Origin of the sequence: Streptomyces yangpuensis, from assembly GCF_001005295.1 — a bacterium.
In the GTDB taxonomy this organism is placed as follows: Bacteria; Actinomycetota; Actinomycetes; order Streptomycetales; family Streptomycetaceae; genus Streptomyces; species Streptomyces yangpuensis.
Window position 1 is genome coordinate 37,365 of record NZ_LBMK01000004.1, and the last position, 25,061, is coordinate 62,425.

Annotated in this window: 30 protein-coding genes; 21 read left to right on the forward strand and 9 right to left on the reverse strand. The window is 72.6% G+C overall.

Annotation, left to right across the window (positions count from 1 at the left end; translation table 11 throughout):
* Nucleotides 1–124: 124 nt before the first annotated feature.
* Entirely contained in the window at nt 125–991 is an 867-nt protein-coding gene (locus AAT21_RS21550) for a phosphatidylinositol-specific phospholipase C (protein ID WP_046778621.1), read from the forward strand.
* A gap of 21 nt (nt 992–1,012) precedes the next feature.
* Here the strand turns inward: AAT21_RS21550 and AAT21_RS21555 are convergent, their stop codons facing one another.
* The 3 genes from AAT21_RS21555 to AAT21_RS21565 all read right to left on the reverse strand — a co-directional run bounded on the left by AAT21_RS21555 (nt 1,013) and on the right by AAT21_RS21565 (nt 4,484).
* Nucleotides 1,013–2,443 carry a sensor histidine kinase gene (locus AAT21_RS21555; RefSeq protein WP_046778622.1) on the reverse strand — a complete coding sequence of 477 codons (1,431 nt, stop codon included), beginning with the start codon at nt 2,441–2,443 and terminating at the stop codon, nt 1,013–1,015.
* Nucleotides 2,440–3,171, reverse strand: a complete 732-nt coding sequence (locus tag AAT21_RS21560) for a response regulator transcription factor (protein WP_046778623.1) — start codon at nt 3,169–3,171, stop codon at nt 2,440–2,442. The genes AAT21_RS21555 and AAT21_RS21560 overlap by 4 nt, the downstream gene beginning before the upstream one ends.
* A gap of 77 nt (nt 3,172–3,248) precedes the next feature.
* Nucleotides 3,249–4,484 (reverse strand): S1C family serine protease, encoded by a 1,236-nt coding sequence (locus AAT21_RS21565; RefSeq protein WP_046778624.1) that lies wholly within the window; start codon nt 4,482–4,484, stop codon nt 3,249–3,251.
* A 163-nt stretch (nt 4,485–4,647) separates the two neighbouring features.
* Between AAT21_RS21565 and AAT21_RS21570 the strand changes: the two genes are divergently transcribed.
* Nucleotides 4,648–5,049: a hypothetical protein gene (locus tag AAT21_RS21570; protein WP_046778625.1), complete on the forward strand. Its 402-nt coding sequence runs from the start codon at nt 4,648–4,650 to the stop codon at nt 5,047–5,049.
* Nucleotides 5,050–5,063: 14 nt separating this feature from the next.
* Here the strand turns inward: AAT21_RS21570 and AAT21_RS21575 are convergent, their stop codons facing one another.
* Nucleotides 5,064–6,086: a LacI family DNA-binding transcriptional regulator gene (locus AAT21_RS21575; protein ID WP_030964671.1), complete on the reverse strand. Its 1,023-nt coding sequence runs from the start codon at nt 6,084–6,086 to the stop codon at nt 5,064–5,066.
* A 70-nt stretch (nt 6,087–6,156) separates the two neighbouring features.
* On the reverse strand, nt 6,157–6,939 hold the full coding sequence (locus tag AAT21_RS21580) for a response regulator transcription factor (protein ID WP_046778626.1): 783 nt from the start codon (nt 6,937–6,939) through the stop codon (nt 6,157–6,159).
* Between the two features lie 473 nt (nt 6,940–7,412).
* Here AAT21_RS21580 and AAT21_RS21585 point away from each other — a divergent pair, with 473 nt between their 5' ends.
* The 13 genes from AAT21_RS21585 to ygfZ all read left to right on the forward strand — a co-directional run bounded on the left by AAT21_RS21585 (nt 7,413) and on the right by ygfZ (nt 17,333).
* Entirely contained in the window at nt 7,413–7,667 is a 255-nt protein-coding gene (locus tag AAT21_RS21585) for a MoaD/ThiS family protein (RefSeq protein WP_030964668.1), read from the forward strand.
* 475 nt (nt 7,668–8,142) lie between these two features.
* Nucleotides 8,143–9,351: a hypothetical protein gene (locus AAT21_RS21590; RefSeq protein WP_052757959.1), complete on the forward strand. Its 1,209-nt coding sequence runs from the start codon at nt 8,143–8,145 to the stop codon at nt 9,349–9,351.
* 64 nt (nt 9,352–9,415) lie between these two features.
* Nucleotides 9,416–10,132 carry an LmeA family phospholipid-binding protein gene (locus AAT21_RS21595; RefSeq protein WP_046778628.1) on the forward strand — a complete coding sequence of 239 codons (717 nt, stop codon included), beginning with the start codon at nt 9,416–9,418 and terminating at the stop codon, nt 10,130–10,132.
* 161 nt (nt 10,133–10,293) lie between these two features.
* Nucleotides 10,294–10,377, forward strand: coding sequence for a putative leader peptide (locus AAT21_RS40060; protein WP_350206375.1), 84 nt, complete (start codon nt 10,294–10,296; stop codon nt 10,375–10,377).
* 178 nt (nt 10,378–10,555) lie between these two features.
* Nucleotides 10,556–11,401, forward strand: a complete 846-nt coding sequence (locus AAT21_RS21600; RefSeq protein ID WP_046778629.1) for a sulfurtransferase — start codon at nt 10,556–10,558, stop codon at nt 11,399–11,401.
* 52 nt (nt 11,402–11,453) lie between these two features.
* Entirely contained in the window at nt 11,454–11,744 is a 291-nt protein-coding gene (locus tag AAT21_RS21605; protein ID WP_046778630.1) for a DUF1416 domain-containing protein, read from the forward strand.
* 118 nt (nt 11,745–11,862) lie between these two features.
* Nucleotides 11,863–12,126: a DUF3099 domain-containing protein gene (locus tag AAT21_RS21610; RefSeq protein ID WP_030964664.1), complete on the forward strand. Its 264-nt coding sequence runs from the start codon at nt 11,863–11,865 to the stop codon at nt 12,124–12,126.
* 209 nt (nt 12,127–12,335) lie between these two features.
* Entirely contained in the window at nt 12,336–13,058 is a 723-nt protein-coding gene (locus AAT21_RS21615) for a hypothetical protein (protein WP_235439078.1), read from the forward strand.
* Nucleotides 13,055–13,915, forward strand: a complete 861-nt coding sequence (locus tag AAT21_RS21620; protein WP_107081355.1) for a hypothetical protein — start codon at nt 13,055–13,057, stop codon at nt 13,913–13,915. The genes AAT21_RS21615 and AAT21_RS21620 overlap by 4 nt, the downstream gene beginning before the upstream one ends.
* Entirely contained in the window at nt 13,912–14,925 is a 1,014-nt protein-coding gene (locus AAT21_RS21625; protein WP_079025867.1) for a hypothetical protein, read from the forward strand. The genes AAT21_RS21620 and AAT21_RS21625 overlap by 4 nt, the downstream gene beginning before the upstream one ends.
* A gap of 301 nt (nt 14,926–15,226) precedes the next feature.
* On the forward strand, nt 15,227–15,799 hold the full coding sequence (locus AAT21_RS21635) for a heme-binding beta-barrel domain-containing protein (RefSeq protein WP_030964660.1): 573 nt from the start codon (nt 15,227–15,229) through the stop codon (nt 15,797–15,799).
* A gap of 79 nt (nt 15,800–15,878) precedes the next feature.
* The gene (locus tag AAT21_RS21640; protein ID WP_235439080.1) at nt 15,879–16,343 is read left to right on the forward strand and encodes a Fur family transcriptional regulator; all 465 of its coding nucleotides are present in this window, start codon (nt 15,879–15,881) and stop codon (nt 16,341–16,343) included.
* A gap of 21 nt (nt 16,344–16,364) precedes the next feature.
* The gene (gene ygfZ / locus AAT21_RS21645) at nt 16,365–17,333 is read left to right on the forward strand and encodes a CAF17-like 4Fe-4S cluster assembly/insertion protein YgfZ (protein ID WP_046778632.1); all 969 of its coding nucleotides are present in this window, start codon (nt 16,365–16,367) and stop codon (nt 17,331–17,333) included.
* A gap of 9 nt (nt 17,334–17,342) precedes the next feature.
* On the opposite strand, the gene dtd is transcribed toward ygfZ, so the two are convergent.
* Nucleotides 17,343–17,768 carry a D-aminoacyl-tRNA deacylase gene (dtd, locus tag AAT21_RS21650; RefSeq protein ID WP_030771205.1) on the reverse strand — a complete coding sequence of 142 codons (426 nt, stop codon included), beginning with the start codon at nt 17,766–17,768 and terminating at the stop codon, nt 17,343–17,345.
* 137 nt (nt 17,769–17,905) lie between these two features.
* On the opposite strand from dtd, the gene AAT21_RS21655 reads away from it, so the two are divergent.
* The 3 genes from AAT21_RS21655 to AAT21_RS21665 are packed head-to-tail and all read left to right on the forward strand — an operon-like array spanning nt 17,906 to nt 20,565.
* The gene (locus AAT21_RS21655) at nt 17,906–18,496 is read left to right on the forward strand and encodes an RsiG family protein (protein ID WP_046778633.1); all 591 of its coding nucleotides are present in this window, start codon (nt 17,906–17,908) and stop codon (nt 18,494–18,496) included.
* A gap of 46 nt (nt 18,497–18,542) precedes the next feature.
* Entirely contained in the window at nt 18,543–19,787 is a 1,245-nt protein-coding gene (locus AAT21_RS21660) for a GNAT family N-acetyltransferase (RefSeq protein ID WP_046778634.1), read from the forward strand.
* A 13-nt stretch (nt 19,788–19,800) separates the two neighbouring features.
* Nucleotides 19,801–20,565: a putative protein N(5)-glutamine methyltransferase gene (locus AAT21_RS21665; protein WP_046778635.1), complete on the forward strand. Its 765-nt coding sequence runs from the start codon at nt 19,801–19,803 to the stop codon at nt 20,563–20,565.
* A gap of 80 nt (nt 20,566–20,645) precedes the next feature.
* Here the strand turns inward: AAT21_RS21665 and AAT21_RS21670 are convergent, their stop codons facing one another.
* Together AAT21_RS21670 and AAT21_RS21675 are read right to left on the reverse strand one after the other, a co-directional pair.
* Nucleotides 20,646–20,972, reverse strand: a complete 327-nt coding sequence (locus AAT21_RS21670) for a hypothetical protein (protein WP_046778636.1) — start codon at nt 20,970–20,972, stop codon at nt 20,646–20,648.
* 72 nt (nt 20,973–21,044) lie between these two features.
* Complete coding sequence (locus AAT21_RS21675) at nt 21,045–21,713, reverse strand: DUF4328 domain-containing protein (protein ID WP_046778637.1); 669 nt, start codon at nt 21,711–21,713, stop codon at nt 21,045–21,047.
* A gap of 311 nt (nt 21,714–22,024) precedes the next feature.
* On the opposite strand from AAT21_RS21675, the gene AAT21_RS21680 reads away from it, so the two are divergent.
* The 3 genes from AAT21_RS21680 to AAT21_RS21690 all read left to right on the forward strand — a co-directional run bounded on the left by AAT21_RS21680 (nt 22,025) and on the right by AAT21_RS21690 (nt 23,441).
* The gene (locus tag AAT21_RS21680; RefSeq protein ID WP_046778638.1) at nt 22,025–22,408 is read left to right on the forward strand and encodes a helix-turn-helix domain-containing protein; all 384 of its coding nucleotides are present in this window, start codon (nt 22,025–22,027) and stop codon (nt 22,406–22,408) included.
* 24 nt (nt 22,409–22,432) lie between these two features.
* Nucleotides 22,433–22,960, forward strand: a complete 528-nt coding sequence (locus AAT21_RS21685; protein WP_046778639.1) for a hypothetical protein — start codon at nt 22,433–22,435, stop codon at nt 22,958–22,960.
* Nucleotides 22,961–23,102: 142 nt separating this feature from the next.
* Nucleotides 23,103–23,441 (forward strand): DUF2516 family protein, encoded by a 339-nt coding sequence (locus tag AAT21_RS21690; protein ID WP_030964647.1) that lies wholly within the window; start codon nt 23,103–23,105, stop codon nt 23,439–23,441.
* Between the two features lie 17 nt (nt 23,442–23,458).
* On the opposite strand, the gene AAT21_RS21695 is transcribed toward AAT21_RS21690, so the two are convergent.
* A complete protein-coding gene (locus AAT21_RS21695) occupies nt 23,459–24,784 on the reverse strand; it encodes a PP2C family protein-serine/threonine phosphatase (RefSeq protein WP_046778640.1) in 1,326 nt (441 codons plus the stop codon).
* Nucleotides 24,785–25,061: the final 277 nt, after the last annotated feature.

Here is a 25,061-nt window from a genome sequence, read left to right on the forward strand (position 1 = left end):
CATAATCCGGCCATCACCGGTCGGCGAAGGGGCGGGCATGCGCATCGGCACGAGCACGGACAGGACCCCGGGCGGGGGCGGATCGGCGAGCACGGACAGGAGCGGCCCGGCCGCCGCACCGGGCATGGGCCGCCGGGTGTTCCTCGCCGGCGCACTCGCCGCGGGAGCCGCCGCCGCCCTGGGAGCCGCGTCCGTCCCGGCCTCCGCGGCCGCCCTCGGCACCCAGGACTGGATGGCCGGCCTCGGCGACGCCACCGCCCTCCAGCGCATGACGATCCCGGGCACGCACGACTCCGGCGCGACCAAGGGCGGGCTCTACGTCGCCTGCCAGAACACCTCGATCGCCCAGCAGCTCGACTCCGGCATCCGCTTCCTCGACGTCCGCTGCCGGGTCACGGGCGGCTCCTTCGCCATCCACCACGGGTCCTTCTTCCAGGACCTGATGTTCGGTGACGTCCTCGTCGCCTGCCGGAACTTCCTCGCCGCGCACCCCGGCGAGACCGTCCTGATGCGCGTCAGGCAGGAGTACTCCGGGGAGAGCGACGCCACCTTCCGCGCCGTCTTCGACGACTACCTCGACAACCGCGGCTGGCGCCCGCTGTTCCGGATCGCCGACGCCCTGCCCGACCTCGGCCAGGCCCGCGGCCGAGTGGTCCTGCTCGCCGACAACGGCGGCCTGCCGGGCCTGCGCTACGGCGACGGCAACGTCTTCGACATCCAGGACGACTGGAACGCCGAGCCCTTCGCCAAGCGCGGGAAGATCGAGAACCACTTCCGCAAGGCCGTCCAGCAGCCCGGAAAGCTCTTCGTCAACTACGTCAGCACCGCGGCCTACATGCCGCCGCGCTGGAACTCCGACCGCCTCAACCCGCAGGTGCACGCCTTCGTCGACGGCGGGGAGATGGCCGGCCGGACCGGGCTCGGGATCGTCCCCATGGACTTCCCGAACACCCGCTCCGGCCTGGTCGCCTCATTGATCCGGCACAACTGACGGCTCGGCCTACGGACCGGCCTACGGGTCGACCGACGGCTCGGACGGCGGCGGGGTCGGCGCCCCGGGGATCCGGAGCACCGCCTCCGTGCCCGGACCGCCGTCCGTCGCCGCCCGCAGCTCCGCGCTGCCGCCCGCGCGGACCGCCGTACGGGCCACGATCGACAGGCCCAGCCCGCTGCCGGGCAGGGCGCGGGCCGAGGGAGACCGCCAGAACCGCTCGAAGACGTGCGGCAGGTCCTCCGCGGGGATGCCCGGCCCGTGGTCCCGTACGGTCAGCTCGCCCGCCCGCAGCGTCACCTCCACCGAACCGCCCGGCGGGCTGAACTTCACCGCGTTGTCGAGGACGTTGACCACCGCCCGCTCCAGCGCCGCCGCCTCACCCCGTACGTACCAGGGCTCCAGGTCCGAGGCGAACACCAGCTCCGGGCCGCGCAGCCGGGCCCGGGACAGCGCGGCCGCGGCGATCTCGTGCAGGGCGACCACACCGAGCGGGCCCGGCGAGGCCGCGTCCGGCCGGGACAGCTCCTGCAGGTCACCGATCAGCGAGGCCAGCTCCGTCATCTGCGCCTTGACCGAGGCCAGCAGCTCCCGCCGGTCGTCGGGCGGGATGGCCCGGCCGGTCTCCTCGCTGCGCGCGAGGAGCTCGATGTTGGTGCGCAGCGAGGTCAGCGGCGTGCGCAGCTCGTGCCCGGCGTCCGCGATCAGCTGGGCCTGCCGCTCCTGGGAGGAGGCCAGGGCCGCGGTCATCGAGTTGAAGGACCGCGACAGGCGGGCGATCTCGTCGTCGCCCTCGTCGGGGATCCGTACCGTCAGGTCCTCGGTGCGGGCGATGTGCTCGACGGCGTCGGTCAGCTCGTCCACGGGCCGCAGTCCCATACGGGCCACCCACAGGCCGGCGGCGCCGGCGCCGACCACCCCGACGCCGCAGACCAGGAGCAGCACCCAGGCCAGCGTGGACAGGGGCTTGTCGATGTCGGCGAGCGGCTTGGCCACGGTCAGCGCCGCCGCCCCGCCGTCGAGCAGGGCGGGCTGGGTGTAGACGCGGACCGCCACCCCGTCGGAGGTGGTCGCGTCGTAGAGGGCGGCCCCGCGCCGCCGCTGGGCGACCTCCAGGTCGATCGAGCTGATCCGCAGGGTGCTGCGGCCGTCGATCCAGCAGTGGCTTCCGTCCGGCCGCACGATCTGCACCTGGGCGCTGAGATTGTTGGCGGGCCGCTCCGGGAGCGCACCGGTGACGGACACGCAGCCGATCGAGCGGTAGACCTGGTTGGCCTGCGCCTCGGCGTTGGTGGCGCGCAGCGCGCTGTCCAGCTGGTCGCGCAGCTGGGTGCGGACCATCACCCAGGACACCGCGGCCACGCCCGCCACGGCGAGCGCCACCGCCACCGTGACCAGCAGGGCCAGCCGGGAGCGCAGCGGCAGCGCGCGGAAGCGGGCGAGCGGGCTCACTCGGGTCCGCCCTCACCGGCGCGCAGTACGTAGCCCACCCCGCGCACGGTGTGGACCAGGCGCGGCTCGCCGCCCGCCTCGGTCTTGCGGCGCAGGTACATCACGTACACGTCCAGCGAGTTGGAGCTGGGCTCGAAGTCGAAGCCCCAGACGGTCTTGAGGATCTGCTCACGGGTCAGGACCTGGCGGGGGTGCGCGAGGAACATCTCCAGCAGCGTGAACTCGGTACGGGTCAGCTCCACCGGGCGCCCGGACCGGGTGACCTCGCGGGTCGCGAGGTCCATGCGCAGGTCGCCGAAGGTCAGGACGTCCTCCGGGGCCGCGCCGCCGGCCTGCGGGGCGGCGTAGGAGCTGCGCCGCAGCAGGGCGCGGACGCGGGCGAAGAGCTCGTCGAGCTCGAACGGTTTGACGAGGTAGTCGTCGGCGCCCGCGTCGAGGCCGGTGACGCGGTCGCCGACGGTGTCGCGGGCGGTGAGCATCAGGATCGGCGTGGTGCTGCCGGAGGCGCGCAGCCGGCGGGCGGCCGTGAGCCCGTCCATCCGCGGCATCTGGATGTCCAGCACGATCAGGCCGGGGGCGTACGAGGCCGTCTTGTCGAGGGCGTCGAGCCCGTCGACGGCGGTCTGCACGGCGTACCCCTCGAAGGCGAGGCTGCGGCGCAGGGCCTCGCGTACGGCCGGTTCGTCGTCGACGACGAGGATCCGCGCTTCGCCCTCGGCGGGGTTCATGGATGGGTCTCCCAGGTGTGGTGGCCGGCTGCGGGGGCCGCCGGACGACGGCGCCTCCAGCGTCGCACGGACGCCCCCTAGAAGGACGTGCCGAAGCCGTCTGCGAAGGAGCCGCCGCCGGAGGTGTCGGAGGTGCCGGTGGAGCCCTTGCCGCCGGGGCCGCCCTTGCGCAGGGAGTCCAGGTCGGCCTTGATCGTGTCGACGGGGATGGCGAAGCCGAGGCCGACGCTGCCCGCGGCGGAACCGGCCGAGGCGGGGGAGTAGATCGCGGAGGGCATGCCGACGATCTCGCCGTTCATGTTGAACAGGGCGCCGCCGGAGTTGCCGGGGTTGAGGGAGGCGTCGGTCTGGAGGGCCTTGTACGAGGTGGTGTTCGAGCCGGTGTCGCCGTTGAACTGCCGGCCGCCGAAGGAGAAGGGCCAGCTGTCGTCCTGCCGGCGGTTCTGCGGGGCGCTCTGCTCCGACTTGGGCACCTTCACCTCGCGGTTCAGTGCCGAGACGATGCCGCTGGTCACGGTGCCGGTGAGGCCGTCGGGGGAGCCGATGGCGACGACCTGGTCGCCGACCTTGACGCTGCCGGAGTCGCCGAGCCTGGCGGGCGCCAGGCCGGACGCGCCCTGGAGCTTGATCAGGGCCAGGTCCTTGTCGGGGTCGGTGCCGACGATCTTGGCGGGGTACTTCTTGCCGTCGCTCGTCGTCACCTGGATCTCGGTGGCGCCGTCCACGACGTGGTTGTTCGTGGCGATCTCGCCGTCGGCGGAGAGCACGATGCCGGAGCCGGTGCCCTGCCCGGATCCGGTACGGGTGTCGATGCGGACGACCGAGGGGCTGACCTGCTCGGCCAGCCCGGAGACGGTGCCGGTGCCGGACTGCGAGACGTTCGTGCCGTTGACCCCGCCGGCGGTGCCGGCCTGCCGCTCCATCAGCTGCTGGACGGCGGCCGCGGTGCCGCCGCCGACCAGGGCGGCGGCGAGCGCGACGGCGGCCAGCAGGGCGACGGGCCTCTTCGCGCGCGGGCCGGGGGCGGCATGGGCCGGCCCCTGCGGGAGGCCGCCGCCTTCGCCGCCTTCGCCGCCTGCTCCCGCCGGGACCGTCTCGCCGCGGATGACCGGCGGCCGGTGCGCCTCGTACCAGCCGGGCGCGGCCGGCGGGTAGGCGGGCGGGGGCGGGTACGCACCCGTCCCGGCTCCGGCTCCGACTCCGGCCTCGTGTGCCAGCCGGTCACGTCCGCGCTGCCAGTCCTCGCCGAACGGCGCGTGCTGGGGGCGGTGTTCCTGCGGGTACTCGCCTTCGCGGCGGAAGCTCTCGGTCATGACCACGACTGTGCTCCCCGTTGATGAGAGCTTCCTGAGTCCGGCCTGAGAAGCCCGACAGAACCGCGTATGCCCGATGTAAGGGCGCTTCCCGTTCCCTCCCCCTTCCGCTATCTTGAACGCGTTCAAATGAACGCGTTCACATGCTGATCGGGGGATCGTGATGGACGAGGTCGTACGGCGGAAGGTGTCCCGCGTGCCGTGGCGGCTGGGGGTGACGGCAGCCGCGGTGACGGCCGCCGCGGCGGTGTGGTCGGCGACCGTGGGGACGGGGGACGTGCCGCCCCGCGTATACCTGCCGGTCCTGTTCGTCGCCGCTCTGCCGCTCCTCGCGCGCCACGCGCCGACGGCCTTCACCTGCGCCTGCCTGCTCACCGGGATGGTCCTGCTGTGGGTGTCGCTGCTCGGGGCCGCGTTCGGGCTCGGGCCCGTCGTCGCGGCGGCTCTCCTGCTGCTGGCCGCATCGGTCGCCGATCGCGACCACCCCCCGACCGGCTGTTCGGTGGCGCTGGCCGCGGCGCTGCCGCCGGCGTTCTTCCTGCTGGCCTTCCTCCTCGCCTACTGAGGCGGCCCGGCTCCCTACTTGCAGCCGCAGGAGCGGCGGATCACCAGGGCCGACGGGAACTGCTTGAGGCGCTCGCGGCGGGAGCCGGCCACGCGCAGGCCGTCGTCCAGCACGAGGTCCACCGCCGCGCGGGCCATCGCCGGGCGGTCCGAGGCGATCGTGGTCAGCGGCGGGTCCGTGAGGGCCGCCTCCTTCACGTCGTCGAAGCCCGCCACCGCCAGCTCCCCGGGCACGTCGATGCGCAGCTCGCGCGCGGCGCGCAGCACACCGATCGCCTGGTCGTCCGTGGCGCAGAAGACGGCCGTGGGCCGGTCGGGCCGCGCCAGGACCTCCAGGGCGACCGTGTACGCGTCGTAGCGGTTGTACGGGGCCTCGATGAGCCGGCCCTCGACCGAGCGGCCGGCCTCCAGCATGGCCCGGCGCCAGCCCTCGACGTGGTCGGCGACCGGGTCGCCGACCGACGGGGTGTTCTCGATGCCGCCGATGCAGGCGACGTACTCGTGTCCGTGCTCCAGCAGGTGCCGGGTGGCGAGCTGGGCGCCGCCGATGTCGTCCGTGACGACCGCGACGTCGTCGATCGCCTCCGGGCGCTCGTGCAGCAGCACCACGCGGGCGTCCCAGGCCTCGATCTCGCTGGCGGCCTGCTCGCTCATGCCCTGGCTGACCAGGATCAGCCCGGACACCCGCATCCCGAGGAAGGCCCGCAGGTAGTGGACCTCGCGCTCGGTGCGGTAGTCGGAGTTCCCGACCAGGACCATCTTTCCGCGCTCGGCGGCGGCCTGCTCGACCGCGTGTGCCATCTCCGCGAAGAACGGCTGGCGGGCATCGGGGACGATCATGCCTATGAGGTCGGTGCGCCGCGACGCCATCGCCTGGGCGACCCGGTCCGGGCGGTAGCCCAGGTCCTTGATCGCGGCGAGGACACGCTCGCGCGTGGCCGGGGCGACCGGCCGGGGTCCGTTGTTGATGACGTAGCTCACGACGGCGGTAGAAGTACCCGCAAGTCGCGCTACGTCATCCCGCGTCACCTTGGCCACGCGCGGAAGTCTACGCGGGGTGACCTACCTCTGGGCAGGGCGTCCTGAAGACCGGACGATCATCCGGCCTTTAGGCCGACCGGGTGGTGGCCCCGGAAGCCTGTACGGAATCCTCCGCGGCCGCCTCCGCGGCGACCTGGGCCGCCGCCTGGGCCGCGGCCTCGGCGGCCGCCCGCTCGACCTTCTCCGGCGTGACGAAGCGGTAGCCGACGTTGCGGACCGTACCGATCAGGGACTCGTGCTCGGGGCCGAGTTTCGCGCGCAGCCGCCGTACGTGCACGTCGACCGTCCGGGTGCCGCCGAAGTAGTCGTAGCCCCAGACCTCCTGCAGCAGCTGGGCACGGGTGAAGACGCGGCCCGGGTGCTGCGCGAGGTACTTCAGGAGCTCGAACTCCTTGAAGGTGAGATCCAGCACCCGCCCCTTGAGCTTGGCGGAGTACGTGGCCTCGTCCACCGACAGGTCGCCGTTGCGGATCTCCATGGGGGAGTCGTCCGAGCCGAGCTGCTGGCGGCCCGTGGCCAGCCGCAGGCGCGCCTCGACCTCGGCGGGACCGGCGGTGTCCAGGAGGACGTCGTCGATGCCCCAGTCGGCGGTGACGGCCGCCAGGCCGCCCTCGGTGACGACGAGGATCAGCGGACAGCCGGGGCCGGTGGAACGCAGCAGCTGGCACAGCGACCGGACCTGCGGCAGGTCGCGGCGGCCGTCGACGAGGATGACGTCGGCGCCCGGGGTGTCCACGAGGGCCGGGCCCTCGGCCGGCGCCACCCGGACGTTGTGCAGCAGCAGGCCGAGTGCGGGCAGCACTTCGGTGGACGGCTGCAGCGCGTTGGTGAGCAGCAGGAGCGAGCTCATGACCGACCACCTGCCCGGGCCGGACGGTGGTGCACGGTTCGCTGGTCCATCACGTCGGTTCCTCCTCGGTCCCGTCGAGGACGTGCGCGGTACTGCTTCGTACGTGTCGCCTGGTGCCCTCGCGGCCCCGCGCCCCGGGGGTTCCGCTCGGTCACCACTGTTCTCGGTTCGTTCAACGTGCTGAAAGCACAAAAGGACCCGGGGGCCACATTGCCCGGATCCTCTCGCCAAGCAGAATAGCCCACTCGCTGATTCCCGGCAGGGACTCTCCTGCATCGTCTGCTGTGGTTCCTGCCACGCGCCTGCCACGTTCCCGCCCTGCGTATGCACCGTTTTTCACCGGATCGGGGGCAGGCGGTACGGAGGGGCCCGCCCGACCGGGCGCACACCCGGCGCGTCGGGGCACGCCGGGGGCGGCGGCGGGAGGGGCCATCATGGAGGCCGACGGTAGAGAGCCGACGATAGGAGCTGCAGTGGCAACCGGAACCATCCGCTACTGGGCGGCGGCCAAGGCCGCGGCCGGGACTGCGGAGGAGCCGTACTCGGCGCGGACACTGGCCGAGGCGCTCGACGGCGTGCGGGAACGCCACCCCGGGGAGCTGACCCGGGTCCTGCTGCGCTGCTCCTTCCTCGTGAACGAAGAACCTGTGGGCAAGCGCCCGCACGATTCCGTTCCGCTGACCGAGGGGGGCACCGTCGAGGTGCTCCCGCCGTTCGCGGGCGGGTGAGCGGGAGCCGATGAGCACGCCTGACGAACAGCAGCAGCAACCGCAGCCGCAGCCGCAGCAGCAGCCGCAGGACCCGTACGGGACCCAGACCTGGCAGGCCGACACGTGGGACACCGGCTACCAGCCGGTGCATCCGCCGCTCGGCGCGGTGCCCGGGCAGCCGGTCGCGCCCGAGGGCTGGTTCCGCGACGAGGCCGCGGCCCCGGCTCCGGCCGGCGGTACGGGAGTGCCGTGGCCGGACGGCTCCGCCGCCGGGCCGGGCGCGGGGGCCGTGCCCGGCCCGGCCGAGGCCTACCCGTCGTACCCGGGCCAGGGGCAGAGCCAGGCCGGGGGACCGGCCTGGGGTGCGCCGCTCGCGCAGGGTCCGGGCACCGGCCCCGAGCGGCAGGCAGCGGCTCCGGAGGGCTGGTTCCGGGACGAGGCCCCGGTCCAGGCGCCCGCCCCGGCCCAGGACTGGTCCCAGGGCGGCCAGGGGCTGCCCGCCGCTGCCGCCGCCGAGCAGACGGCGTACCTCCCGCCGTTCCCCGGTCCCGCGCAGGGGCAGGGCATCGCCGCGGAGCAGACCGCCTACCTCCCGCCCTACCCCGGCCCCGAGCAGCAGGCCGTGGCTCCGGAGGGCTGGTTCCGGGACGAGGCCCCGGTCCAGGCGCCCACGCCGGCCCAGGACCGGTCCCAGGGCGGCCAGGGGCTGCCCGCCGCTGCCGCCGCCGAGCAGACCGCGTACCTCCCGCCGTTCCCCGGTCCCGGGCAGGGGCAGCAGCAGGGCGCCGCCGAGCAGACGGCGTACCTGCCGCCGTTCCCCGGCCCCGAGCAGCAGCAGGAGCCCCAGATGTCCGCCGCCGCAGCCGCGGCCCCGGCCGGGGCCGCCGCCGGGGTGCAGGAGGTCACGGACTGGTCCCCGCCCACCCTCGGCGGGAACACCGTGCGCGCCGTGGACCCGGCCCAGGCCCGCGCCGAAGGCCGGTCGCCGATCATCGACCCCGGCCCGCAGCCGGCCATACTGACCGCCGCCCTCGGGCTGCTGCTCGCCCTCGCCGCCGTCCTCGGGCAGTTCGCGCTGCTCGTGCCGCTGATCGCCCTCCAGGGCCTCACCGCCGCCGGCTGGTTCCGCCTCAACGGCATGTGGCCGGCCCGGCAGGGCATCGCCCTCGCCTTCGCCGGAGCCCTGGCCGCCGACGCGGCCGTGCTCGCGGTCGAGGACACGTACGGCGCCGGCGCGATCGTCGGCACCCTCGGTGCCTGGGTGCTGCTGACCCTCGTCCTGCAGCTTCGCAGCCAGGCCGACCCCGACGAGCGGATGTACGGGCTGATGGCCTCGGTGGCCTCGGCCGCCCTCGCCATCATCTGCGCCGGCTACCTGGCCGCCGACACCGCCGCCGTCACGGTCGGCGCCGCCGCCGTGGCGGTCGCCGTCTTCGTCCGCGCGCTGCCGCTGCCCACCGCCACCTCGGTCGGCGTCTCGCTGGCCGCTGCCGCCGGTGCGGGCGTCGCGGTCGGCGGGCTCACCTCCGTCGGGGTCGGCGGGGCGCTGCTCGGCCTGGTCGCAGGGGTGTGCGCGCTGACCGGGCTGCGCGTGGCGGCGTACGACTACCCGTCGAAGTTCGTGCACATGACGGCCGGTGTCGCGCTGCCGCTGGCGGCCGCCGCCCCCGCCGTGTACCTGATCGGCCGGGTGGTGGGCTGATCCCTGTCCGACGCGGAGCATGGTCCACTAGAACGCACGTACCGATATCTAGGGGGAGAGGCGCGTGCGCGTTCTGCGTGTCGTTGTGATCGTCGGAGTGGTGCTGGCGGCCCTGTTCGCCGGAGTGGACCGGTGGGCGGTCGGCTATGCCGAGAACCGGCTGGCCGAGCGCATACAGGCGCGCCAGGGGCTGGCCGGCACCGCCCAGGTGGACATCCACGGATTCCCCTTCCTCACCCAGGCGCTCAGCCACGATCTGGACCGGGTGGACCTCGGGCTCCGGGGCGTCGAGGTCATGGCGGACGGCCGCAAGACGCGGCTCGCGGAGCTCGACGCCAGCTTCCACGGGGTGAAGCTGAACGACGACTACAACGGCGGCACGGCCGAGCGGGCCACGGGCAGTGCGCTCATCACCTACGCCGACCTGACCGCGGCCTCGCAGACCGGCGCGACCCTCTCCTACGGCGGAGCCCCCGGCAAGGTGAAGGTCACGGCGTCGGTGGACATCATCGGCAGGACGCTCTCGCGCAGTGTCATCTCCACGATCACGCTCGTGGACGCACCGGGCTCCAAGGGCGGCAAGATCGTCCGGGTGCACGCCGAGGAGGTGCCGGGCGAGGGCATCCCCGGGCTGGAGCGCCAGGTGCGCAAGCGGACCGACTTTGACCGCGACCTCGGCACCGGGCTCCCGGCCGGGCTCCAGCTCTCCGCTCTGACCTCGGACGAGGCCGGTGTGCACCTCACGCTGGGCGGCACGAACGTGCAGATGGCCGGATCGTGAGACAAGGCGGTCCGATCCGCAGAAGGACGGGCCGCGCGGCGGGCCCGGGAGCCGCCGGGGCGCCCGGGAAAGCCAATCCGATCCCAGTATTCGGACGATCCTGTCTCGGAATATGACACACCGGTGACAGGGCGGCTGATTCGTCCCTACGATCCATGGCTATGAAGCATCAGCAGGCGGACCTCACGAAGCGACGGGCAGTAGACCTGTGTCGCGTCGCCGCCATGCTCTGTCGATCCATGTGACGTGTGAGCGCATCCGCTCCATCAGCCGGACGACGGCCCCGACAGGCCCTTCCCGCGTGACCGCACCTGCCTCCTGATCCCTGACGCCTCCCCGCGCAGGAAATCGAGCGCACCCGCAGGCACGCAGCACAGCGCAACCCGCACCGCCCCGCCGCACACTGCCCCGGAGGAGAACACCATGAGCCGCAGCGACGTCCTCGTAGACGCCGACTGGGTCGAGGCCCACCTGAACGACGCCAACGTCGTCATCGTCGAGGTGGACGAGGACACGTCCGCCTACGACAAGAACCACATCACCAACGCCGTCCGGATCGACTGGAAGAGTGACCTCCAGGACCCGGTCCGCCGTGACTTCGTGGACCAGGAGGGCTTCGAGAAGCTCCTCTCCGCCAAGGGCATCTCCAACGACGACACCGTCGTCCTCTACGGCGGCAACAACAACTGGTTCGCCTCCTACGCCTACTGGTACTTCAAGCTCTACGGCCACCAGGACGTCAAGCTCCTCGACGGCGGCCGCAAGAAGTGGGAGCTCGACTCCCGCGACCTGGTCGACGGCAAGGACGTCCCGAACCGCCCGGCCACCCAGTACAAGGCCAAGGCCCAGGACACCTCCATCCGCGCCTTCCGCGACGACGTCGTGGCCGCGATCGGCTCCCTGAACCTGGTCGACGTCCGTTCCCCCGACGAGTTCTCCGGCAAGCTGCTCGCCCCGGCGCACCTCCCGCAGGAGCAGTCGCAGCGCCCCGGCCACGTGCCCAGCGCCCGCAACATCCCGTGGTCGAAGAACGCCAACGACGACGGCACCTTCAAGTCGGACGAAGAGCTGACCGCCCTCTACGAGGCCGAGCAGGTCGATCTGGCGAAGGACACCATCGCCTACTGCCGCATCGGTGAGCGCTCCGCGCTCACGTGGTTCGTGCTGCACGAGCTCCTCGGCCAGGAGAACGTCAAGAACTACGACGGCTCGTGGACCGAGTACGGCTCGCTGGTCGGCGTGCCGATCGAGCTCGGTCCCAACAAGTAATCCCGGGCACGCGACGCCCTCGTAGCACGACCTCTAGGACAGGACAGAGAACATGTGTGGAGCACAGATCGGCGGGCCCGACCTCGCGACCCTCAAGCCCGGTGAGACCGCGATCCAGGGCCAGGTGACCAAGAACGGCGAGCCCGTCAGCGGTTACGTGCGGCTGCTGGACTCGACCGGCGAGTTCACCGCCGAGGTCCCGACCTCGGCCACCGGCCAGTTCCGCTTCTACGCCGCCACCGGCTCCTGGACGCTGCGGGCGCTCGTCCCGGGTGCCCAGGCGGACCGTGCCGTCGTGGTCGCCGAGGCCGGCGGCGTGACGGACGTGGCGATCGCGGTCTGAGCACCGCGCCTGTGATCGCCTGATCGACCGGCCGAAGGGCCGCACCCCCGGGGGTTGGACGCCACTGGAACGGGGTGCGGCCCTTCGCGCCGTTCGCGCGCGGTTCTACGCTGGAGGCATGTACGCCCGGCGCCGGCGCGCCTACTTCCTGCTGATGGGCGGATGCCTGTTCCTCTTCGTCTCCGCCTGGACCTTCGTGCGCCTGTGGTCGGTCGAGGCAGCCGTCGCCATGTGCGTCGTCGCCATGGTGATCCCGCCGGTCGCGGCGATGATCGCGAACCGGCGCGGCCCGGACGACCGCTGGTGGGACGACCCCTCGGGCGACCCGAAGTCCGACGAATGGTGGGACGAACTGGACGGAAAACGGCGCCACGAGGACTGAACCCTCCACGAGACGAGAACGTGATCCAATTCCGTACAACTGCTCCCCTCTGTAGCGGGTCATCGGGTACGCGCGGGTAACCAGCCCGCGCTTCCGCTTTGTGGGGGATCCTTTTGGAACACGAACAGACCGTCTCTGAGCAGCGGAAAGAGGGGGAGAGTGCACCGGAATCGATCACGTCGGGCACGTCAGGCACGTCTGACACCTCGGTGCCGCGTCGCCGCGCTCGGCGGACGACGCTCCTGATCGCAGGCGCGGCCGTGCTCGGCGCCCTCGCCGGAACGGTCACCGGCTACGCGGTCCAGTACCACCGCGAGCCCACCCCGCTGCCGCCGCTGGCCCAGCAGGAGTTCGACGGGCCGAAGCCGGCCGCCATGAACGACGCGACGAGCCGGCGCTCGGTCAACGCCCACCGCTGGCACAAGGCGGACGAGGAGCTGGCCAAGAAGCTGGTGGACGTCCCCGCCGGCGCACAGGAGGGCTTCTCGGGTGCCGTCTCCGCGGACGCGTTCGCCGCGTCCTGGTACCTGCAGCCCTCCGACGCGGTCGGCGGGCTCATCAGGGACGGCATCAAGAACGTCGCCACCGCGAGTTGGGCCGAGAACGACCGGAACTTCATCGAGGTCCACCTGCTCCAGTACCGCGACCGCAGCGGAGCCGAGGGCTTCCAGGCGGAAATGGTCGGCTACATGCCCGAGAAGGACTACGCGGGCAACACGGGCAAGGACTTCCCGGGCGTGCCGGCGGACTTCGGGCACCTGTGGATCGACTCCAAGGCGCACGAGAAGCCCGGCTACCACCCGGTCCGGCAGGCCCGTGCCCTGATCCGCCGCGGCGACATCGTGATGGTCGTCGAGTACACGAACAACCGCGGCGAGGTCGACGAGAAGGCCCTGGTCGAGATCGCCAAGCGACAGATGGAGCGGCTGTGAGCGAGCAGCAGAACGCGGCCGACGCCGCGCAGCACAACGAGCCCGCGACCGCTGCGGAGCCCGCGACCTCTGCCGAGCCCGCGGTCGCCGTCGCGGACGCGCCGGTGCGCAAGGGGAACCGCAGGACGCTCGCACTGGTCTCGGCGGCCGTCGGTGTGGTCCTGCTCGCGGGTGGCGGTGTCGCCGCCGCGGCCGCGCTCGCCGACGCCGAGCGGACCGCGCCGACGCGGTACTGGATGTCCGAGGACCACACCACCGGCGGCACACCCGCCCCGGTCCCGTCCGTACCGCCCAACGAGCTGACGGGCAAGCTGATGCCGCTGCCCGCCGACTACTGGCCGGGCCCGGACCTCGACGCCGAGGGCAACCACTACTTCCTCGCCAGTGACAGGGCGCTGGAGGCCTTCAAGGGTGCCCGGACGGGCCTGTCCGGCAGCGAGCGCGCCGAACGGGACAAGGCGCTGGCGGACCTGAAGCTCAAGGGCCTGGCCGGGCGCAGCTACGCCCGCGCCGAGGGCAACGGCGCCGCCGTCGCCGAGGTCCGGCTCACGCAGGCCGACCCGCAGCAGCTGGCCAGGTTCGCCGAGTTCACCAAGAAGTTCATCGAGCTCACCGCCGGCGGCGGCGAGGCACCCCAGGTGGAGGGCTACCCGCAGGCCAAGTGTGGGCTGGACGACTCGCTCAAGGGCGGGAAGGACGGCAAGGAGAAGATCGTCGCCGTCGACTGCGTGGCCGCCGAAGGCGACGTCCTCGTGACCTTCCGCATGTACGGGAGCAAGGGATTCGCGGCGAAGGACGCCGCGAGCCTCTTCAAGCAGCAACTCGACCACCTCAAGTCCCCCGGAGAGTCCGCGTGAGCAGCGAGCCGACCACCACCGGCCCCGAGAAGGAGCCCACGCCGGTCGCCGAGGCCGCCGCTGCGCCCGTGCCGGTCGCCGAGCCCACGCCCGAGCCCACGCCCGTGGCCGCTCCGGAGCCCGCGCCTGCGCCGGTCGCCGTGCCCGCGCCCGCGCCCGCCCCGCAGGGCACCGGGTTCGCCGACGTCCCGGCAGAGGCCCCGGCCGCGCCGCCCAAGGACCGCCGCCGGCTGTTCGCCGCCCTGCGGTGGACCGCCGCCGTCGCCGTCTTCGCCGCCGTCGGCACGGGGGTCGCGTACGGGATCACCGTGCCCGAGCGCACCGACATCCCCGGCCTGGCCACCGAGGACGACGGCCGCTGGACGTTCCCCAAGCTCTCCCAGCCCGCGCTGCCCCCGGGCGCGCCCCTCGCCCAGGGCCCGGACAACACGGACGGGACGCACCACGCGCAGCTCGCCGGCCTGCTCCTGCCCGCCCCCGCGGGCTCCAAGCCCGACGACGCGGTCAAGGCCGGCAAGGACGCCACCGTGCCGGTCGACTCCTTCCTGGAGGAGTACGCGCCCGAAGCCCGCGAGAAGCTCAAGACCTCCCTCGAATGGGACGGCCTGCGGCAGATCGTCGGCCGGGGCTGGACCACGCCGGACGGCACCCGCACACACGTCTACCTGCTGCGTTTCCACTCGTCCGGCTTCGTGGACGCCTTCAAGGGCTGCGACAGCAACGCCCAGCTGGACGGCGTCTCCGCCCTGGACCTCGACGACGTCTGGAGCAAGGCCAAGAACACGCAGATGAACAGCACCGCCCTGGACTTCCCCGGCGCCGCCAACTTCGACGGCACCGACCTCAGCGTGTACCAGGAGATGAAGCCCGTCACCGGCGAGGAGCAGACCAAGGTCGGCTGCCTCCGGACGGGTGACGTCCTGGGCATGGTCGTCCAGTCCCGCAAGGGCGACGTGGCGCCCGTCCCCTTCCACCAGACGGTGATCCTGCAGAGCCAGCTGCTGAGCTGACCCCCGGGGATGAACCCCGCGGGCGGAGCGCACGGCCCGCCTCACACCGTACGGCCCACCTCACACCGTGCGCCGGTCCCCGGGCCAGTAGGCTTGGGGACCGGCCCCGTACAGCCCCGAAACGATTCCGAGGAGCACCCCGTGCTTGAGGCAGTCTTCACCTCCCTGCTGGTCCTGGTCTGCGTCGGCGTCATGGCCTTCACCGGCCTGGCCGTCAAGAAGCTGTACCAGGGTCAGCGCTGAGCCCCGGCTCGGCTGACCGCCCCGGAACCCCTCCCACAGATCGCCTGAGCAGCCACACATGATCCAGATCCCGTCCGACCTGAACCCGGGACTCGTCCCCCTCGCCTTCCTCCTCGGCAACTGGGAGGGTGCGGGAGTCTTCGACTTCCCCGGCGAGGAGAAGTGCAACTTCGGCCAGGAGGTCGTCTTCAGCCACGACGGCCGGGACTTCCTGCACTACACCTCCCACACCTGGGTCCTCGACGCCGAGGGCAACAAGGTGCGGCCGCTGGAGTCCGAGTCGGGTTACTGGCGCATCGACGCGGACCGCAAGGTCGAGATCGTCATGGTCCGCGACCAGGGCGTCGTCGAGGTCTGGTACGGCGAGCTCGCCGACCAGAAGCCGCAGATCGACCTGGTCACCGACGCGGTCGCCCGCACCGCCGCCTCCGGCCCGTACAGCGGCGGCAAGCGGCTCTACGGCTACGTGAAGAGCGACCTCATGTGGGTCGGCGAGAAGGCCACCCCGGACGTCGAGCTGCGCCCCTACATGTCGGCCCAGCTCAAGAAGGTCGTCACGCCCGAGGAGGTCGCCGAGATGGCGCGCAACCTTCCGGACATGCCCGACGACGGCATCGCCTTCTTCCGCTGAGCGGAAACCTCCACAGGCTGTGCGTGAAAGGGGACCGCGGGCTCGACCGCGGTCCCCTTCGCACACATACACTGACGGGGTGGTGAGCACCGAGAGCACCGAAGGAACCCCGGGCACCGACTGGAAGACCGATCTGCGCCGGCGCGGCTACCGCCTGACGCCGCAGCGCCAGCTCGTGCTGGAAGCCGTGGACGCACTGGAGCACGGCACCCCGGACGAGATCCTCGCGGAAGTGCGCAGGACGGCCTCCGGGGTCAACATCTCCACCGTCTACCGGACGCTGGAGCTCCTGGAGGAGCTCGGCCTGGTCTCGCATGCCCACCTCGGCCACGGGGCCCCCACCTACCACCTCGCCGACCGGCACCACCACATCCACCTGGTGTGCCGCGACTGCGGCGACGTCATCGAGGCGGACGTCGACATCGCCGCCGACTTCACCGCGAAGCTCCGCACCACCTTCGGTTTCGAGACCGACATGAAGCACTTCGCGATCTTCGGACTGTGCAGGAAGTGCGCCGCGAAGCAGCGTGCCGCCCACCCGTAGCAGGGTCGTAGGCTTGGCTGTATGACCAGCAGCCCCTTGCTCCATCTTCCCGGCGCCGTCCAGGCCGAAGGCCGCGACGAGGGCGTCGCCGCCCACTACGGCGAGCTGTACGGCGAACAGCGCGCCCTCGCGGACGGCCGCGGCTTCGTCGACCTCTCGCACCGCGGGGTCGTCGCCGTCACCGGACCGGAACGGCTGAGCTGGCTGCACCTGCTGATCACCCAGCACGTCACCGAACTCCCGGCCGGGCAGGCCACCGAGGCGCTGATCCTCTCCGCGAACGGCCACATCGAGCACGCGCTCTACCTCGTCGACGACGGCGAGACCACCTGGGCGCACGTCGAGCCCGGCACCCAGGAGGCCCTGATCGCCTACCTGGAGTCGATGAAGTTCTTCTACCGCGTCGAAGTCGCCGACCGCACCGAGGAGTTCGCGGTCGTGCACCTGCCGGCCGGCTCCATCGCCGAGATCCCCAAGGAGCTCGTCGTCCGCGAGACCGCATACGGCCGCGACGTCTTCCTGCCCCGCGCCGACCTGGAGGCCTTCGCCGCCGCCCACGGACCGGCCGCCGGCCTCCTCGCCTACGAGGCGCTGCGCGTCGAGGGGCACCGGCCGCGGGTCGGCCTGGAGACCGACCACCGCACCATCCCGCACGAGCTGGGCTGGATCGGCACCGCCGTGCACCTGCAGAAGGGCTGCTACCGCGGCCAGGAGACCGTCGCCCGCGTCCACAACCTGGGCAAGCCCCCGCGCCGCCTGGTCTTCCTCCACCTCGACGGCTCCGAGGTCGTCCTCCCGGCCCACGGCGCCCCGGTGCGGCTCGCCGCGGACGGCGAGGAGGGCCGCCAGCTGGGCTTCGTGACCACCGCCGTCCGCCACCACGAGCTGGGCCCGATCGCCCTCGCCCTGGTCAAGCGCAACGTCCCGGTCGACGCGCCACTGCTGGTCGGCGGCACGGCCGCCGCCCAGGAGGTCGTCGTAGCGCCCTGACCGGGCCGCTCAGACGTCGACGACGATGGTGAACGGGCCGTGGTTGGTCAGCGACACCCGCATGTCCGCGCCGAACCGGCCCGTCGCCACCGTCGCACCCAGCGCCCGCAACTGCGCCACGACCTCGTCGACCAGCGGCTCGGCGACCGGACCGGGCGCCGCCGCGTTCCACGTGGGCCGCCGCCCCTTGCGGGCGTCGCCGTAGAGCGTGAACTGGGAGATCACCAGCAGCGGCGCCCCGTTGTCGCTGCAGGACTTCTCGCCCTCCAGGATCCGCACGGACCACAGCTTGCGCGCCAGCAGCGCCGCCTTCTCCGGCGTGTCGTCGTGGGTCACCCCCACCAGCACGCACAGCCCCTCGCCGACGATCTCGCCCACGGTCTCGCCGCCCACGACGACACTCGCCCCGTCCACCCTCTGCACCACAGCTCGCATACCACCTGTGTACCAGCCTTGCACCCGTCCGGGGCCGATCGGGTGGAGTGGGACTGCATCGGGGCCAAGGAGAGTGGCACGATGCACGCAGGCGGTGCGGGTGCGCCGCACCGGTCGAGGGGACGGACCCGAACGACATGAACACTTCTGGTACCTCCGTACCTGCATCACCCGCTTCCGTCGCAGCTGCCGCGGTACGACCGCCCGCGCAGCGCACGGCCGAGACACGGGACCAGGGGCCGGCGGCCCCGGCGGCCCAGGCCACCGCGCTTGGGCTGCCCGAACTGCGCGCGCTGCGCCGCGACGCGCAGCGCGACGAGGCCGATCTCAGCTACGTACGCAGACTGCTCCAGGGCCGCATCGACATCCTGCGCGCCGAACTCGCCCGGCGGACCGATCCCGAGGCGCCGGTGGTGGACCGGCTCTCCGTGATCCTCGCCGACGCGCCCTCCAGCCGCAGCGCCTCCGCCCGGCACGTCACGCTCGGCACCCCGCACAGCGAGGAGTACCGGGTGCTGGCGGCGGAGATGCTCGCCGACGTGGAGCTGTCGGATCTTCAGGCCCGCACGGACGGCGAACTGCTCGACGGGATGGGCCGGCTGGTGCGCTACGAGCAGCAGGTCTCGCGGCGCCGGCAGCAGCTGCAACGCACCGCGGATGAGTGCAGCGCGGAGATCACCCGACGGTACCGGGAGGGAGAAGCGCAGGTGGACGACCTGCTGGCGTAGGAAATTCGGGCGACCCGCGCCGGTCGGGCGATTAGCGTGGGCCGCTATGAGTGCTGACGTCCGGCCGATCGCCGAATCCGAACTCCATGACTGGCTGCGCGCCGTTCACACCGGCTTCCTGACCGCGACCCGGGTGACCGACTCCGATGTCGCCCAGCGTGCCAAGTACGACGATCTCGCCCGTACCCAGGGCGCGTTCGACACCGACACCGGCCGCTGCGTCGGCGCCTTGCGTTCCTTCGCGCAGGAGTTGACCGTGCCCGGCGGCGCGGCCGTCCCGGCCGGCGCGGTCTCCAACGTGGGCGTGCTGCCCACCCACCGGCGGCAGGGTCTGCTGACCCGCATGATGCAGGCCGAGTTCGCCGCGGCCGCCGGGCGCGGCGACGTCCTGGCGACGCTGATCGCCGCCGAGTACCCGATCTACGGTCGGTACGGCTTCGGGCCCGCGACCACGATCACGGAATGGGAGATCGACGTACCGCGCACCGGGCTGGACCGGCGGCTGTCGGCGCCCGTGGACGGCGGACGGATCGACCTGGTCGACGCGGCCGAGTTCCGGCGGATCGGGCCCGGGCTGCACGACCGGCTGCGGGCGGCCACGCCGGGGGCGGTGGACCGCCGCGAGCGCTGGTGGAACGTGGCGTCCGGGCTGGAGGAGATGTCGTACCGGCCCTACAAGGAGAAGTTCCACGCCGTGTACCGGACGGCGCAGGGCGAGGTGGCCGGCGTGGCCGTCTACACCGCCGACGACCACTGGTCGGACGCGAAGGTCCCGCAGAACACCGTGCAGGTCCACGACCTGCTGGCGCTCGGCCCGCAGGCGGAGCGCGCGCTGTGGCAGTTCCTGTGCTCGATCGACTGGGTGCTGAAGGTCCGCACCGGCTACCGGGCCCCCGACGACCTCCTCCCGCAGCTGCTGCCCGACCCGCGCGCGGCCCGTGTCGTCACCTCCGCCGACTTCCTGTGGGTGCGGGTCCTGGACGTCGTACGGGCGCTGGGCGCGCGGACGTACGAGGTGCCGGGTGTGCTGGTGCTGGACGTCACGGACGCGACGGGTCCGGCGGCCGGACGCTACCGGCTGGACGCGGCCGCGGGCGTGTGCGAGCGCACGCAGGAGGCGGCCGACCTGCGGCTGGACGTGTCCGTGCTGGGGTCCTTGTACCTCGGTGACGCGTCGGCGGTGCGGCTGGCCGCGCTGGGGCGGCTGTCCGAGGAGCGGCCGGGCGCGGTGGCCCTGGCGGACGCGGTGTTCCGCACCGCGCGTCGTCCGTGGTGCCCGGACGTCTTCTGAGACGAGGACCGACATGATGACGTCACTTGTGGAATCCCTGCGCGCGGCCGGCTGCGTCTTCGCGGAGGAGGAGGCGGAGTTGCTGAGCGGCGCCGCCCGGGACGAGGCGCACCTGGCGGAGCTGCTGGCCCGCCGGGTGGGCGGCGAGCCCCTCGAACACGTCGTGGGCTGGGCGGAGTTCTGCGGGCTGCGCGTGGAGGTGGGCGCGGGGGCGTTCGTGCCGCGCCGGCGTACCGAGTTCCTGGTGGAGGAGGCGGTGGCGCTGGTCCGGCCGGGTGCGGTGGTGCTGGACCTGTGCTGCGGGGTCGGCGCGCTGGGCGCGGCGGTGGCGGCGCAGGCACCGGGCGGGGTGGAGCTGCACGCCGCCGACATCGATCCGGCGGCGCTGGTGTACGCGCGGCGCAACGTGGCCCCGTACGGCGGCCGGGTGTGGGAGGGCGACCTGTACGCCGCGCTCCCGTCCGAGCTGCGCGGCCGGGTGGACGTACTGGTGGTCAACGCCCCGTACGTGCCCACGGGGGAGATCGGGCTGATGCCGTCGGAGGCGCGCGACCACGAGCCGCTGGTCTCGCTGGACGGCGGGGCCGACGGTCTGGAGGTCCATCGCCGGGTGGCGGCGGGGGCTCCGGCCTGGCTGGCCCCGGGAGGTCACCTGCTGATCGAGACGAGTGCCCGGCAGGCACCGTCGACGGCGTCGGCGCTGACCTCGGCGGGCCTGTCGGTCCGGGCGGTCACGTCGGAGGAGCTGTACGCGACGGTGGTGATCGGCACGTCCTGAGCCGGCACGTCCTGAGCCGGCACGTCCTGAGGCGGGCCCGGGGCCGGGCCCGCCGGGGTCCGCCGGCTGTCGGCCGCCGGCTACGGCGTGGCGAGCGCGCGGGCGGCCGATGTTCCGGTGCGCCGGGCGTAGGCGAGCCGCTCGCGGACCTCGCGCAGGCTGCGCGGCCGGTAGCCGGGCCCGCACCCGCAGCAGGCCTGCCGGAAGTCGAGCCCGGCGTGCAGGAGCACGGACAAAACCCGCCAGGCGTCCCGGTCCCGCCTCGGCGGCGCCTCGAAGGCGTCACCGGCGAGGACGAGCGCCCGGCGGCACCGGGGACAGCGGTACCCGTGCTGTCCGCAATGGCCGACGGTGTGCTTGAAGGACACCCGGCAGTCGAGGCACACGTAGGCGGAGCGATGTGGCATGCCGCCAGTTTCCTTGGCCGGACCGCCGTCCTGCCAAGGGTTTTCGGGCTTTTCGTCGGCCGGCCGGAGCCGTCAGGTCTTCGCGTACGGGCCCTCGGTCGCCATCGTGTTCTGCATCGCCGTCAGCCGGCGGACGAAGAGGACAGCGAGCACGCCGGCGATCGTGGTGGCCAGGTCCGCGACGATTCCGAGCCGTCCCGCCGCGAGCAGCTCGTCCACGGTGTCGGCGCCCGTGTAGATCCGGCTGAAGACGCGGCCCATGAGCGCCGCGAGGACCCAGACCACCCACCAGGACGTCAGCAGCGCGGCGGACGCCGTGCGGTCGGAGCCGTCGCGGCCGCGCTGGGTGCTCGCCCGCCAGGTCTGCCGGGCGATCCGGTAGGGCAGGAACAGGTGCGCCACGGGGATGAACCAGGCGCCGATGGCCCAGCCGGGGCCCAGGGTGAAGGCGTCGGGCCGGAAGATGCCGCCGTTGGTCCGGACACGGTGGAACCAGACGATGAAGACGACGACCGTGGGCAGCATCACGAGCACCTGGAGCAGGCCGGCGAGGATGGTGAGCGCGGGGGACAGGCCGATGTCGAGGTCGTCGAAGTGGGTGTCTCCCGGGAACCCCTGCATCCACACCTGCTCGTACCCGCCCGCTCCGGCGGAGAAGAGGTGCACCGCGGCCGAGGCGCCGAGCAGCCAGGTCAGGGCTGTCGCGAGGCCCTTCGGTGAACGCAGTACGCCCGGGGGCATCGGCGGGGCGTACGGCGAGGGCCCGCCGGGGTAGGGGGGGATCTGCGGAGGGACCGGGTACGGAGCCGGGCCGGGCTGCGGAGGCGGCGGTGAGCCGGGCGCGCTGAAGGACATGACGGTGGACCCCCCACGGGAACGGATGACATGCGGACGGCCCCCGCCGGGCGGGCGGGGGCCGCCGCGAAGATATGCCGGTGCCGCGTCCGGAGTCCACACGATTTTCGCTGGTCAGAAAGGGGTCCGCCCGGTAGCCGGGAGATGTTGCAAGCATCTGCTTGCAAAAGTTAGCAGGGTGGGGCAGGATCTGGAGCATGGCATCGCTCAACGTCGGAAATCTCGGCGAATACCTCCGTGAGCAACGGCGGCAGGCGCAGCTCTCGCTGCGGCAGCTGGCCGATGCGGCGGGAGTGTCGAATCCGTACCTGAGCCAGATCGAGCGCGGGCTGCGCAAGCCGAGCGCGGACATCCTCCAGCAGCTGGCCAAGGCGCTGCGGATCTCCGCGGAGACGCTGTACGTGCAGGCCGGGATCCTGGATGAGCGCGACCGCGACGAGGTGGAGACGCGAGCCGTCATACTCGCCGACCCGTCCATCAACGAGCGGCAGAAGCAGGTGCTGCTCCAGATCTACGAGTCGTTCCGCAAGGAGAACGCACTCGAGACGCCCGCCGACGAGATGCCGTCGAAGACCGACTGAAGTTGATCCGGGAGGACCAGCAGCATGGCCATCGCCGATGACCTGAAGAAGACCCTCACCGACCCCACTCCCCTCTACTTCGCCGCCGGCACCGCCGACCTCGCCGTCCAGCAGGCGAAGAAGGTGCCGGAGCTCATCGAGCAGCTGCGCGCCGAGGCCCCCGCGCGCATCGAGGCCGTGAAGAACACGGACCCGAAGGCCGTGCAGGAAGCGGTCACCGCCAAGGTCGCCGAGGTGATCGGCGCGATCGACCCGAAGAAGATCGGGGAGACCGCCCAGGACCTGGCGCTGCGCGGTGTCGGCGTGGCCGCCGAGTACGCGGTGCGCGCCAAGGAGACCTACGACAAGGTCGCCGAGCACGGTGAGCAGGCCGTACGGGCCTGGCGAGGCGAGGTCTCCGAGGAGATCGTCGACATCGCCGTCGTCGTCGAGCCGCGGCCCGAGCCGGCGCCCGAGGCCGCTGCCGAGGAGCAGCAGCCCGCCGCCAAGAAGCCGGCCGCGCGCAAGAGCACGGCCAAGAAGGCCGTCGTCACCGCGGACGACGCGAGCTGAGCCGCGCCCGCATGGGCGACGACGGGCCGGGCACCCTTCAAGGGCCCGGCCCGTTGTGGTCTGTGGAGGGGCATGTGCCGGTAGCGTGGAGTGAGGCGGCATCGGAAGTGCGAAGCGGAAGCATGAGAAGGCGGTCGAAGCGATGTTGATGGACGGGTTCGATCGAGGGGTGATCCCGCTGCTCGGGCTCGCCATGCTGGTGCTCGCGGTGGTGGCCTTCGGGTTCGCGCTGCTGGCGCGCGACGACGCGTACCGGGCCGCCGACAAGCAGAGCAAGACGTTCTGGCTGGTCATCCTCGGCATCACCGTGCTCGTGGACGCCTTCCTGGGGATGCTCTTCCTCCAGATCGCGGGTCTGGTGGCGACCATCGTGTTCTTCGTGGACGTACGGCCGGCCCTCAAGCAGGTCTCGGGCGGCGGCCGCCGCAGTGGTGGCAGCAGCAGCGACGGCCCGTACGGCCCCTACAACGGCGGCCGGTAACCGGCTCTGCTGCCCGCTCAGCCTTCCGAGCGGGAGAGCAGGACCACGGCCACGTCGTCGGTGAGCTCGCCGCCGTTGAGGCGGCGGGCCTCTGTGACGGAGGCCTCCAGCAGCCCCTCGCCGCTCAGACCGAGGTCCAGGTGGCGGTTGATCATCTCGACCATGCCGTCCTGGCCCAGGCGTTCCTTGCCCTCGCCGATCCGCCCCTCGATGAGGCCGTCGGTGTAGAGCATCAGGCTCCAGGTGCCGCCGAGCTCGACCTGCCGGCGCGGCCAGCGGGCCCGGGGCAGCAGCCCCAGGGCCGGGCCGCTGTTCTCGTACGGGAGGAGCCGCGCGCGGCGGCCCGGCCGGGAGATCAGCGGAGCCGGATGGCCGGCCAGGCACAGGCCCGCGCGGCGGCCGTCCGGGGCGATGTCGACGGTGCAGAGCGTCGCGAAGATCTCCTCGCAGGGGCGCTCGACCTCCAGCACCTCCTGAAGGGTGGCCAGCAGGTCGTCGCCGCACAGGCCGGCCAGGGTCAGGGCGCGCCAGGCGATACGGAGCTCGACGCCGAGGGCGGCCTCGTCCGGTCCGTGGCCGCAGACGTCGCCGATCATCGCGTGGACGGTGCCGTCGGGGGTGCGGACGGCGTCGTAGAAGTCACCGCCGAGGAGGGCCCGGCTGCGGCCGGGGCGGTAGCGGGCGGCGAACCGCAGATCGGAACCCTCAAGGAGGGGCGTGGGGAGCAGGCCGCGCTCCAGGCGGGCGTTCTCCTGGGCGCGCAGTTTCGATTCTGCGAGCTTGTACTGGGCTATGTCGGCCCGCTTTCTCTCCACGGCGTAGCGGATGGCGCGGCTCAGCAGCCGCCCGTCCAGCTCGTCCCGGAAGAGGAAGTCCTGGGCGCCGACGCGGACGGCCTCGGCGGCGCGCTCGGCGTCGTCCTCGTCGGTGAGGACCAGGACGGCGTGTCGGGGGGCGAGACGCAGCACCTGGTGCAGGACGGCGAGCTGCTGGTCCAGGGTGGTCGTTGCCGTGCCCGCGGCGGGCCCGCCGGAGCTGCGGGTGCCGGGGAGGGACAGGTCGAGCAGGATGCAGTGCACGTCGGGCGTGAGCAGACGCTCGGCCTCGGTGAGGTTGCGGGCGGTGCGGAGCCGGATGCGGTGGCCGTCGGCGTCGAGGATCTCGGGGACGGTGAGCCCGCCGGCGGGGTCGTCCTCGATGACCAGGAGGGTCAGGGCGGTGGTCTGCGGGGTCGCCTGCGCGACGTCGGCGCCGATGGGAGTGGGCGGTGCGACGGCGTGCAGTACGGCCTGACCGCTCTCCGTGGCGGGGGTCTCCCTCTGCCGCGGTACGGGTACGGGCATCGTTTCCGGTTCCTTCCCTCCCCCCGAGGGTGCGCTCCGGCAGACCCTAGCGGTCCCGGCACCGCGAACGGAATGCCGTTCTTGGTGCGGGCCTCTGTCATATGCCGTCATCACGGGGGAAAATCGGCCTCGCCGGATGACAAAGGTCACGGCGGGGGTGGTGTTCCGTCCCGTCCGAGACGTCCCTCACCCTTGCCGTTGCCCTGGCCGGGCGGTGCGGTGGTGTTCCGTCTGCGGGCCGGTGGCCGCGCCTCAATCGCCGGCGGGGCTGGGTGGT